The sequence below is a fragment of the Flocculibacter collagenilyticus genome (assembly GCF_016469335.1).
Classification (GTDB): Bacteria; Pseudomonadota; Gammaproteobacteria; order Enterobacterales; family Alteromonadaceae; genus Flocculibacter; species Flocculibacter collagenilyticus.
This window is the reverse complement of sequence record NZ_CP059888.1, coordinates 2,850,482-2,862,337: the sequence shown is the minus strand read 5'-3', so window position 1 is coordinate 2,862,337 and position 11,856 is coordinate 2,850,482. Positions and strand designations below refer to the sequence as shown.

The following is an 11,856-nucleotide window of genomic DNA, read 5'->3' as shown; positions in this document are numbered from 1 at the left end:
TTTAGCGTAATTAGTAAGCGGTAACTTATTACGCTAGACGCAAAATATTAACGTATTTAAAAAGTTTAAAGACAAAAAAAGTATAGGAATCGTACTGTGATAAAAGAAATTCAAGAAGATGCGCAAAGTCGCATGGGAAAAAGCGTAGAAGCGCTAAAAAGCCAGCTATCAAAAATCCGTACAGGTCGTGCACACCCAAGCCTATTGGATGGTATAAAAGTATCTTACTATGGTGCTGATACACCATTGAATCAGGTTGCTAATGTAATCACTGAAGATTCTCGTACACTGGCTATCACTGTTTTTGATAAATCGTTAACGCCACTTGTTGAAAAAGCGATTTTAAGTTCTGATCTAGGCTTAAACCCTGCGTCAGCTGGCACAGTGATTCGTGTACCTTTACCGCCTTTAACTGAAGAACGTCGTAAAGACTTAGTTAAAATAGTTAAAGCAGAAGTTGAAAATGCACGTGTAGCGGTGCGTAATATTCGTCGTGATGCAAATGGCGATGTAAAACAGTTGCTTAAAGATAAAGAAGTGACTGAAGATGAAATGCGCCAGTCTGAAGAAGAAATTCAAAAGTTAACTGATGCTGCTATTAAGCGCATGGAAGAAGTGTTAGCTGATAAAGAAGCTGAGTTGATGGAAGTGTAACCTAGCATTGCTAGCGCGTACTTTTGGAAATTGATGAACTTACATTGAGTTCATATCGGTAACGGAAAGCATACAACGAATAAGTAAATTGCTTATTGATTTGTATGCTTTTTTTGTTTCCGTAAGAGTGATGTATATTTTTTAACTTATTCTTTAAATAACACCCCGCTGAAAAAAGGCCAGAATTACACTGTCTTAATAAAAGCGTGTGATTTTTTATTTCTCCTCATTTCCGCTAAACTCATAATTCCACGCTTGAACTTTGCCAGTTGGACTTCTCTCGGTTATACTACGCGGCGCTTTTTATAGGTGTTAGGTAGTTAAGGTGGATATTTGCTCTTAGCCTGTCTGTCCACCCAATACAGGTAATTATACTAAGGCTATTTTTATGTCGTTTGAAGAACAGGTTTTGGCACAGCAGTCGCTACCTAAACATGTTGCCATTATTATGGATGGAAATGGGCGCTGGGCTCAGCAACAAGGTAAACCACGCGTGTGGGGCCATAAAAATGGCGTTGAGTCAGTGCGCGAGTCTGTGCGTTTTTGCCATAAGTTGGGTATTCAGTCGCTAACCTTATTCGCTTTTAGTAGTGAAAACTGGCGACGTCCAGAAGAAGAAGTAAGTACTCTAATGGAGTTATTTATTTTTGTTTTGAGCAATGAAGTAAAAAAGTTACACAAAAACAATGTAAAGCTCAAAGTGGTTGGAGATAAAACCCAGTTTAGTAGTAAATTGCAGCAGAAGATTAAAGACGCTGAAGCTTTAACAGCTACGAACACAGGATTAACACTGAATATAGCGGCTAATTATGGCGGCCAGTGGGATATTGTTCAAGCTGCGCAACAAGCTGCGCAACAAGTTGCCGATGGCGTGATGTCGGTGCAGGATATTAATGAGTCTTCTTTTTCACAATTTATGAATTTATCAGACCAGCCTCAATTGGACTTGTTAATTAGAACAGGCGGTGACTACCGCATAAGCAACTTCCTATTATGGCAAGCTGCATACGCAGAATTGTATTTTACAGAAGTATTGTGGCCTGATTTTAATGAAGATGTATTTTCTGAAGCCGTTGCTACTTTTGTGTCACGTGAACGACGATTTGGTTGTACGGGTGGTCAAATAAAAGCACTGATGCAGCAAGAAAGTTAAGGAATAGCCTTTTGTTAAAACAACGAATTATTACAGCATTATTATTAGCTCCATTAGTTATTGCGGCTATTTTCTATTTGCCTCCTTTGTATTTTTCATTATTTATTGCTGTTGTCATCACGCTTGGAGCGTGGGAGTGGGGGCCATTTATGGGCTTCACAAGCAAGGTACAGCGTATCGCATTCTGTGTGCTGTTATTTGGAGTGATGGCAATAACACAATTTATGGTGCCCGCTGAAAACATTTGGGTGGGTGATAACCAACTTGCTATGCCCTACCAAGTGGGAGTGGTAACAGCCGCTGTGTGGTGGGCGCTATCGTTAGCATTTATTTTAATTTATCCTCGCGGTCAGCGTGTTTGGCGTAAAAATATTGCCGTTAAAGGTGCTTTTGGCTTGCTGACTTTGTTACCGGCATGGTTAGCAATAAATGCATTACGCCATATGAATTATGAGCAAGACGCATTTTTTGGTGCATGGATGATATGCATCGTATTAGGCATTGTTTGGGCAACCGACATTGGCGCTTACTTCTCTGGTAAGTCATTTGGAAAACACAAATTAATGCCTAATGTAAGTCCAAATAAAACAATGGAAGGCTTACTTGGCGGGGTGTTGTTTGCGGTGTTATTTGTATTAGCCATTTCTTATTATCATGATGTTTCTCATTCCCTATGGTTGGAATATGCCTTTTTTACGGCGATTATCGCGTTGGCGTCAGCGGTTGGTGACTTAAGTGAAAGTATGCTAAAGCGTGATGCTGGTATCAAAGATAGTGGTAAGTTACTACCTGGGCATGGTGGTGTGTTAGATCGCATTGATAGCTTAACAGCAGCGGCACCTGTGTTTATTGTTATCTATAGCTTTTGGGGATAACCATGCAATCACTTTGCATTTTAGGTGCAACCGGTTCAATAGGTAAAAGTACACTGGATGTTGTCCGCAAGAATCCTGATTTATATCGAGTGGAAAGTTTAACTGCCAACAGCAATATCAATGAGCTGTTGTTGCAAATTATTGAGTTTAAACCCACTCGTGTTGTTGTGGTTAATGAGAAGGCAGCAGATCAATTAAGCGTTAAATTAAAAGCACATACTGAAATAGATGCAGTTGATGTTTTGCACGGCGAACAAGCGTTATGCCAAGTGGCGCAAGACATGAATGTGGATATGGTAATGGCCGCGATTGTAGGTGCGGCAGGACTATTACCTACACTGGCCGCCGTTAGAGCGGGTAAAAAAGTGTTACTAGCTAATAAAGAGTCATTAGTCATGTCTGGTGAACTCTTTATGAATGAAGTAATTAGGCACAATGCAATCTTGCTGCCTATTGATAGTGAGCACAATGCAATTTTTCAGTGTATGCCTTTTGATGTTCAAAAAAGTGCATACCAGCATCATTTCGCCGACCAAGGCGTATCTAAAATTTTACTGACTGGCTCTGGTGGCCCTTTTTTAAATACTCCTATCTCTGACTTGTCTTGTGTGACACCTGAACAAGCTGTAGCCCATCCTAACTGGTCTATGGGACGAAAGATTTCAGTAGACTCGGCAACCATGATGAATAAAGGGCTAGAGTTTATTGAAGCTAAGTGGCTATTTAATGCAAGTGCTGAAGATATTGAAGTAGTGATCCATCCGCAAAGTGTTATTCACTCCATGGTGCAATATGTGGATGGCTCGGTGATTGCTCAAATGGGCAACCCAGATATGCGCACGCCTATTGCACATGCTATGGCCTTTCCTCAGCGAATTGACTCAGGTGTTAAGCCTCTTAACTTTTTTGAATGTAAAGATTTTACTTTTACTGAACCCGATTTTGCCCGTTATCCGTGCTTAGCACTTGCTATTGAAGCGTGTAATCAAGGGCAGGGCGCTACCACCGTGCTAAATGCAGCGAATGAAATAGCGGTAGAGGCGTTTTTAAATAACCAACTTGGTTTTACTGACATTGCTACGGTTGTTAAACACTCGATGACCGCTATCGGCTCACCCCGTGCTGAAAGTATTGATGATGTATTAGCAATTGATAATGCCGCACGCGTTGTTGCGAATGAGTGGCTGAACAGTAATAAGCGTCAAGGTTATATGAATGTTTGATTTTATTTGGAACTTAGCGTCTTTTGTTGTCGCACTTGGCTTATTAATTACTATTCATGAATATGGTCACTTTTGGGTGGCACGACGCAATGGAGTAAAAGTACTTCGCTTCTCTATTGGTTTTGGTAAGCCCATTTGGCGCAAGGTAGGGCGTACTGGGACAGAGTATGTGATTGCGTTAATTCCTCTAGGTGGTTACGTGCGTATGCTAGATCAGCGAGTTGATGATGTAGCGCCAGAAGATGAATCGGTATCCTTTAATAGTAAAAGTGTTTGGCAGAGAATGGCGATTGTTGCTGCCGGACCGTTTGCTAATTTTATATTTGCAGTTTTTGCGTTATGGCTGGTTTATTTAATTGGAATTCCAAGCGTTAAACCAGTTATTCAGAATGTTGAAGCTAACTCTATCGCTGCTGTTGCGGGTGTAGAGGGCGATCAACAAATTATTGCTGTTGATGGACAAAAAACGCCAGACTGGGGAGCAGTAAATTTAGCTTTTGTGGGCAAGATTGGTGAGCAAAGCTTAGAGTTGGAAACACGCTCAATTCATGACCAAATGACAAAAAAATATACATTAACACTTTCAAATTGGAACTTTGCGCCAGATAAGGAGTCTTCTTTATCGAGCTTAGGTATTACCCCTTATAGTGCAACAGTAACAACGATTGTTGATGGTATTTCTGATGACAGTGCTGCACAACGTGCAGGAATATTAGTTGGTGATGAAATACTGCGTATTGATGGCTTGTATATTGATACGTGGAAAGATGCAGTTCAAATTATTCAAAACAGCCCTAATAAAGCACTGATTATTGAGGTTAAGCGTAATAACGCTAATTTGTCATTAACGGTTACGCCTGATGGAAGGCAAACTAGTGATGGCTTTACTCAAGGCTTTTTGGGCGTTAGTCCCAAAGTATTACCACTGGCTGATGAATTTCGCATTAATTTGCAGTACGGCATAATTGAAAGCTTAATTAAAGGGGCTGAAAAAACATGGCAGCTAGTTGAACTAAGCTTCAATATGATTGGAAAGTTACTGGTCGGTGACGTTTCGGTTAAAAGTTTAAGTGGACCAATTTCAATAGCGCAAGGTGCTGGAGATAGCGCAGGATATGGCTTAGTATACTTTCTTAGCTTTTTAGCGTTAATCAGTGTAAATTTAGGCGTTATTAATTTATTACCGCTACCCATTTTGGATGGTGGACACTTATTTTATTATGTAATTGAACTTCTGCGTGGCAAACCTGTCTCTGAAAAGACGCAAGAAGCAGGATTTAAAATCGGTGCATTAGTATTATTTGCGTTAATGAGTATAGCTCTATTGAACGATATCTCACGCCTTGGATAACTCAGGAAGTAAAAACAAACAATGGCATTAAAGAATTTATTAATAGCTTCGACACTGGTAGGAGCAAGTATTGCTGCAACTACACCAGTTCATGCAGAAGAACGCTTTGTAGTTGATGATTTAGCAGTAAATGGTTTACAGCGAGTTACCTTAGGTGCTGCATTAACGTATATTCCATTTAGCATTGGTGATGAAGTTTCTGACTTCACTGTTTCTCAAACCGTTAAAGCCCTCTATCTGTCAGGTCACTTTGACGATATCGAAGTCTATAAAGATGGCAATAAAGTTATATTTGAAGTAACTGAACGCCCAACCATCAGCGATATTACGTTTGAAGGTAATGACGATATTAAAGATGAGCAACTTCAAGATAGTTTAAAAAATAATAATATCGTAGTCGGTGAGCCGCTAGATAAAACCCTTTTAACGGGGATAGAAAATGGCTTAATTGATTTTTTCCACGGTGTCGGTAAATATAACGCTAAAGTTGAAGCCGTAGTAACGTATCTACCACGTAATCGAGTTAGGCTTCAACTGGAGTTTGAAGAAGGCGAAGCTGCCTCTGTAAGGCAAATCAACATTGTCGGTAATGAACTTTTTTCAGATGAAGAGCTATTAAAGAATATTGAATCTCAGCAAGATTTGCCGTGGTGGAAATTCTTTTCAAGTGACCGTTATCAAAAACAAGCGCTTCAAGGTGATCTAGAAACTATTCGCAGCCATTACTTAGACCGCGGCTATTTGCGTTTCAATGTTGAATCTAATCAGGTATCGGTTAGTCCTGATAAAGAGTCTGTATATGTTACCTTTAACGTCTCTGAAGGCGAGCAGTATACCGTTAAGGGCTACGACTTTATTGGTGACTTATTAGGTAAAGAAGATTTTGTTAAAAAGTTCATCCCAATTAAAACAGATGAACTCTATAACGGTGCATTAGTAACTCATACTGAAGAGATGATTTCTAACTATTTAAGTAGCTTTGGTTACGCAAACTCTGAAGTTAGAACAATTCCAGAAATTGATGATGAGAAAAAAGAAGTCCATCTAACTATTTCGGTAAATCCAGGCAAACGCATTTATGTTAGACGCATAGATTTTGTAGGTAACGAAGCAACTGCAGATGAAGTACTACGTCGTGAAGTTAGGCAAATGGAAGGTGCTTGGTTATCTAATAATTCATTGGATTTATCTAAAAACTATCTACAACGCTTAAAGTACTTAGAAAAAATTGAATATGAAACACATCCTGTACCAGGGGAAGATGACTTGGTCGATGTTGTATTTGATGTGAAAGAACAACCTTCTGGCTCATTCCAAGCAGGTGTATCTTACGGTAGTTATAGTAAGTTAGCATTCCAAGCAGGTATTCAACATGATAACTTTTTAGGTACAGGTAACCGTGTTGGAATTAATTTAAATACCTATAGCGCAGCACAGAATATTAGTTTGTCTTATACAGACCCTTACTTTACGATGGATGGAATAAGCTTAGGTGGGAATATTTTTTATAGTAACTTTGATGCTGGTAGCGCTCAGTTAGTTAGGTATAAAAATAAATCTTATGGTATTGGTCTTACAACCAGCTTCCCTATATTTGAGTTTAATCGGTTGCAGTTTGGTGCCACCTTTAAGTCTAATGAAGTATCGCAACTGCAAGAATACGAGCAAATTAAGAACTATATAGCGCTATATTCAGATCCGAATGATCCGGATGGTGGGTTAGAATTTGACAATATAGAGCTTTTCGCAGGTTGGTCTCGTAGTACACTTAATAGAGGGCTGTTTCCTACCGCGGGTTCAAACCAAAGCTTGTCGATGGTTGTTTCAACACCAAATTCTGACAATAAGTTCTTTAAACTAAATTTTGACTCTCGCTTTTATTTCCCATTGACGAATGATCATAGTTGGTCATTATTAACTCGTTTAAAAATGGGCTATGGTAATGGTTACGGAGAAAAAAATGGTATTGAGTTAACATTACCATTTTCAGAAAACTTCCGTTTAGGTGGTAAAGAGGTTCGCGGTTTTGAAAATAATATTATAGGCCCTAGAGCGGTATATTTGTCTCCAACAGAAATTGGCGGTGGCGGAGATCCTATTAATGGAGGCGGTGTCATTGGTGTTGGCAATGACTTTGATAGCATAGGTGTATCGTTACGCTCAACGGGTGGTAACGCAATGGTTCATACTGGCTTAGAGCTTATCTTCCCAACACCTTTCTTATCTGAAGACTTTACTAATTCAGTAAGAACAAGTTTATTTGTTGATGTAGGTAACGTTTGGGATACTGAATTTGATTTAAATCGATTCAGCCACCTTTCGCAAACTGAGCAAGATAAGTTATCGGATTACTCTGACCCTGGTTTATATCGTGCTTCGGCGGGTTTATCTATTCAGTGGATATCACCGATGGGGCCGATGGCATTCAGTTTTGCTAAAACACTAAAAGAACAGACGGGTGATGAAACAGAAGTATTTAGTTTCAACATCGGAACAACATTCTAATTATAATAAATCTAATTTATACATGAAGGAGTTATACCTTGAAATCATTAGTTAAAAATACAGCAGTTGCTCTATTAGCATCATTAACGTTAGCTGGTACTGCACAAGCAGCTGATCAAAAAATCGCGACTGTGGATGTACAATCTATTTTCACTCAAATCCCTCAAGCGAAAGATATTCAAGAGACAATCAAAAACGAATTTGCTGAAAAGTTTACAGAAGTGAGCAAGCTAGAAAGTGATATCAAATTTAACTTAGAAAAGCTAAAGCGTGATGGTGCAACCATGAGCAACGCTCAACAAGAAGAGCTTAAAACTAAGATCACTAACTTACAGCAAGAATACCAAGCTAAAGGTAAGCCTCTGCAAGATGAACTACAGCGCCGTCAAGTTGAAGAGCGTAATAGATTGTTAGCGCTTATCAAGCAGGCAATTGATGCTGAAGCTCAAAACGGTAAATACGATCTTGTGCTTCACAAAAATGCGGTTGCATTTGTTAAAGGCGAAGCAGATATTTCGAGCAAAATTGTTGATCGTGTAAGTAAAATTAAGTAAAAATTTAATCAGCAGATAGGTAGGATAAATTAGTTATCTATGAAAATAACTTTATCTGAAATTGCTAAACTGTTGGGCGCTGAATTACAAGGCGACCCAACGGTTGTGATTGATAGCATAGCAACGCTACAAGCAGCAAATAAGAACCAAATAACGTTTCTCTCCAATAGTAAATATCGCAAATATCTTGATGACTCAAATGCAGCAGCTGTATTGCTTACCGAAAAAGATGTGCCTTATTGCTCAACTAACAAGCTAATTCTGGCTAACCCGTATGTTGGTTACGCTAAGCTTGCCCAGTTTTTAGATAATACACCGGATGCAGCCACAGACATTCACCCAACAGCGCAAATTTCTGACACTGCAACGATTGGTAGTGGTGTAAGTATTGGCGCTAACGCGGTTATTGAAGAAGGTGTACATTTAGCTGACGATGTTCAAATTGGAGCTGGATGCTTTATTGGTCGAAATGCTTCAATTGCCAAAAGTACCAAATTATGGGCGAACGTAACCGTTTATCACGAAGTCAGTATTGGTGAGCAATGCTTAGTACAATCTGGTGCAATAATTGGTGCGGATGGTTTTGGTTATGCGAATGATCAGGGCCAGTGGGTTAAAATACCCCAAGTTGGCAGTGTAGTCATTGGGAACCGAGTTGAAATTGGTGCTAACACCTGTATTGACCGAGGTGCGCTAGATAATACTGAAATAGCTGATGGCGTTATCATTGATAACTTATGTCAAATTGCACATAACGTTCATATTGGTGAAAACAGTGCAGTTGCAGGTATGACAGTCATTGCAGGCAGTGTTGTGATTGGCCGTAACTGTACGATTGCCGGTGCATCTGCAATTAATGGCCATATCGAAATCTGCGATGGGGTTCACATTAGTGGTATGTCTATGATTATTAAACCTATCACTGAGCCGGGCGTTTACTCTTCAGGTATACCAGCGTCTACCAATAGAGCTTGGCGCAAGAATGCGACACGTTTTGGTCAGCTTGATGAAATGCATAAACGTATTAAGCAGCTGGAAGCTGCATCTAAAGATGAAAAATAATAGGAAGTAAGCTGTGGCTAACGAACTAAACACAATAGATATTCAAGAGATTATGGCGTTGTTACCGCATCGCTATCCATTCTTACTTGTAGACAGAGTATTAGACTACAAAGAAGGTGAATATCTTCACGCTATTAAAAATGTGTCGGTAAATGAGCCGATGTTTACAGGACACTTTCCCGATAGGCCTATTTTTCCAGGCGTTCTCATTTTAGAAGCACTAGCGCAAGCCACTGGTTTATTAGGGTTTAAAACTGTGCAAGATACTTCTGATAACGAGCTATACTTATTCGCAGGTGTCGACAACGCTAGATTTAAACAACCTGTATTGCCAGGAGACACAATGCATTTGCACGTTGAGTTCTTAAAAGAACGCAGAGGCATTTGGAAGTTTAATGCAGAAGCTAAAGTAGATGGCAAAACGGTTTGCTCTGCGGAAATTATGTGTGCGAGAAGAGAGTTTAATTAGTGACAATATTTAGTGGAATTCATTCATCAGCAATTGTTGAGCAAGGTGCAAAAATTGGGCGTAACGTTGTTATTGGCCCATGGTGTTATGTTGGTAATGAAGTTGAAATCGGTGATGACACGGTTTTAGAGTCTCATGTTGTAGTGAAAGGACCCACTAAAATTGGTAAAAATAATCGTATTTTTCAATTTTCTTCAATTGGTGAAGAATGCCAAGATAAAAAATACAAAGGTGAGCGCACTGAATTGATTATTGGCGACAATAATATTTTCAGAGAATGCGTTACTATTCACCGTGGTACAGTACAAGATAGCAGTATTACAACGATTGGTAGTGATAACTTGTTTATGGCGTATGTACACATCGCGCATGACTGTATTGTTGGTGATCATAATATATTCGCAAATAACGCAACGATCGCAGGCCATGTTGAAGTAGGTGACTGGGCAATACTTGGTGGCTTTACTGGTGTGCATCAATTTTGTAAAGTTGGTTCGCACAGTTTCTGTGGGGTAGGTTCTGTAGTTGTAAAAGATGTTCCGCCTTATGTCATGGCCGCAGGGCAAAATGCAACACCTTTTGGGTTGAACTCGGAAGGGTTAAAGCGTCGAGGCTTTAGTAAAACTGCGATTACAGAAATTAAGCGTGCATACCGTACAGTCTACCGAAAAGGCTTAACGATTGACGAGGCTAAGCAAGAGCTACAAGAAAGTGCACAAGCGTATCCCGAAGTGAAAGCATTTATTGATTTTATAGCCGACTCTCCTAGAGGCATTATTCGCTAAACCATGACCACAAAAAAAATTACGATAGGAATTGTCGCCGGGGAACACTCCGGCGATATTTTAGGTGAAGGATTAATAAAAGCCCTAAAGCATCAATATCAAACAGAAATTGCAAATAGCAATGCGTTGCCAAATGAACAAGTGGAATTAGAGTTTGTTGGCATAGGTGGACCAAGGATGAATGCTCTAGGTTGCCGCTCATTGTTTGCTATGGAAGAGTTGGCGGTAATGGGTTTGGTTGAAGTGCTGTCAAGATTGCCACGTTTATTGTCAGTCAGAAAACAATTAGTAAAATATTTTACTGAAAACCCACCCGATGTGTTTATTGGTATAGATGCACCTGACTTTAATTTAGGCTTAGAGCTCAAATTAAAACAGCAGGGAATTAAGACCGTTCACTATGTGAGTCCATCTGTTTGGGCATGGCGACAAAAACGTATATTTAAAATTGCTGAAGCAACAAATTTGGTACTTGCACTATTGCCATTTGAAAAAGCATTCTACGATAAATACCAAGTGCCATGTGAGTTTGTAGGGCACACCCTTGCCGATGATATTCCTTTAATTCCAAACACATTAGCCTATCGCCATGAATTAAGCTTGCCAACAAAAGCACGCATACTTGCTGTTTTGCCGGGTAGTCGAGGTTCAGAAATCTCGATGTTAGCGTCGCCTTTTTTTGCAGCAATTGAACAGTTACAGCGTAACGATGCTGAGTTAGTGGTGGCCGTGCCTTGTGTTGATGAACATAAAAAAAGCATGGTGATGCAAATTCAACAACTAGTAGCACCATCCTTAAAGGTTCATTATTTTATTGGGCAGTCTCGAGAAGTGATGGGGGCAGCAGATGGTATCCTACTAGCTTCTGGTACAGCCACGCTTGAAGCAATGCTATTAAAGAAGCCAATGGTAGTGGCTTATAAATTTAAGTGGCTTTCTTTTCAAATTTTCAAGCGTTTAGTTAAAGCGCGCTTTTTCTCGTTGCCAAACTTGTTGGCAGATAAAGCATTAGTGCCAGAATTATTGCAAGATGAAGTGAATACCGAGCAACTTGTCTCATCAGTTAACCAGATGCTAAGTAGCGATAGCAGCGAATTAGTCACGCACTATACGCAGTTACATCAAACAATAAAGTTAGATGCGAGCAAAAAGTCTGCTGAGGCAGTTTACGCATTACTATCAAATAACTAGTCATCATACCCGTATTAGTGCTAGTGTCGTTTTA

At 39.7% G+C, this 11,856-nt stretch carries 11 protein-coding genes; all 11 read left to right on the top strand.

Going from position 1 to position 11,856, the window contains the following annotated elements:
- Positions 1 to 96: 96 nt before the first annotated feature.
- The 11 genes from frr to lpxB all read left to right on the top strand — a co-directional run bounded on the left by frr (position 97) and on the right by lpxB (position 11,822).
- Positions 97 to 654, top strand: coding sequence for a ribosome recycling factor (gene frr, locus HUU81_RS12670; RefSeq protein WP_199609294.1), 558 nt, complete (start codon positions 97 to 99; stop codon positions 652 to 654).
- Between the two features lie 388 nt (positions 655 to 1,042).
- A complete protein-coding gene (uppS, locus tag HUU81_RS12665) occupies positions 1,043 to 1,807 on the top strand; it encodes a polyprenyl diphosphate synthase (RefSeq protein ID WP_199609293.1) in 765 nt (254 codons plus the stop codon).
- An 11-nt stretch (positions 1,808 to 1,818) separates the two neighbouring features.
- Entirely contained in the window at positions 1,819 to 2,682 is an 864-nt protein-coding gene (locus HUU81_RS12660) for a phosphatidate cytidylyltransferase (protein ID WP_199609292.1), read from the top strand.
- 2 nt (positions 2,683 to 2,684) lie between these two features.
- Positions 2,685 to 3,905, top strand: a complete 1,221-nt coding sequence (gene ispC / locus HUU81_RS12655) for a 1-deoxy-D-xylulose-5-phosphate reductoisomerase (protein ID WP_199609291.1) — start codon at positions 2,685 to 2,687, stop codon at positions 3,903 to 3,905.
- The gene (gene rseP / locus HUU81_RS12650; RefSeq protein ID WP_199609290.1) at positions 3,898 to 5,256 is read left to right on the top strand and encodes a sigma E protease regulator RseP; all 1,359 of its coding nucleotides are present in this window, start codon (positions 3,898 to 3,900) and stop codon (positions 5,254 to 5,256) included. The genes ispC and rseP overlap by 8 nt, the downstream gene beginning before the upstream one ends.
- A 21-nt stretch (positions 5,257 to 5,277) precedes the next feature.
- Positions 5,278 to 7,761 carry an outer membrane protein assembly factor BamA gene (gene bamA, locus HUU81_RS12645; RefSeq protein ID WP_199609289.1) on the top strand — a complete coding sequence of 828 codons (2,484 nt, stop codon included), beginning with the start codon at positions 5,278 to 5,280 and terminating at the stop codon, positions 7,759 to 7,761.
- 38 nt (positions 7,762 to 7,799) lie between these two features.
- Positions 7,800 to 8,315, top strand: a complete 516-nt coding sequence (locus HUU81_RS12640; protein WP_199609288.1) for an OmpH family outer membrane protein — start codon at positions 7,800 to 7,802, stop codon at positions 8,313 to 8,315.
- Positions 8,316 to 8,354: 39 nt separating this feature from the next.
- Positions 8,355 to 9,377 (top strand): UDP-3-O-(3-hydroxymyristoyl)glucosamine N-acyltransferase, encoded by a 1,023-nt coding sequence (lpxD, locus tag HUU81_RS12635; protein ID WP_199609287.1) that lies wholly within the window; start codon positions 8,355 to 8,357, stop codon positions 9,375 to 9,377.
- Between the two features lie 13 nt (positions 9,378 to 9,390).
- A complete protein-coding gene (gene fabZ, locus HUU81_RS12630) occupies positions 9,391 to 9,846 on the top strand; it encodes a 3-hydroxyacyl-ACP dehydratase FabZ (RefSeq protein ID WP_199609286.1) in 456 nt (151 codons plus the stop codon).
- Positions 9,846 to 10,631: an acyl-ACP--UDP-N-acetylglucosamine O-acyltransferase gene (gene lpxA, locus HUU81_RS12625; RefSeq protein WP_233520498.1), complete on the top strand. Its 786-nt coding sequence runs from the start codon at positions 9,846 to 9,848 to the stop codon at positions 10,629 to 10,631. The genes fabZ and lpxA overlap by 1 nt, the downstream gene beginning before the upstream one ends.
- Positions 10,632 to 10,634: 3 nt before the next feature.
- The gene (gene lpxB, locus HUU81_RS12620; RefSeq protein WP_199609285.1) at positions 10,635 to 11,822 is read left to right on the top strand and encodes a lipid-A-disaccharide synthase; all 1,188 of its coding nucleotides are present in this window, start codon (positions 10,635 to 10,637) and stop codon (positions 11,820 to 11,822) included.
- Positions 11,823 to 11,856: the final 34 nt, after the last annotated feature.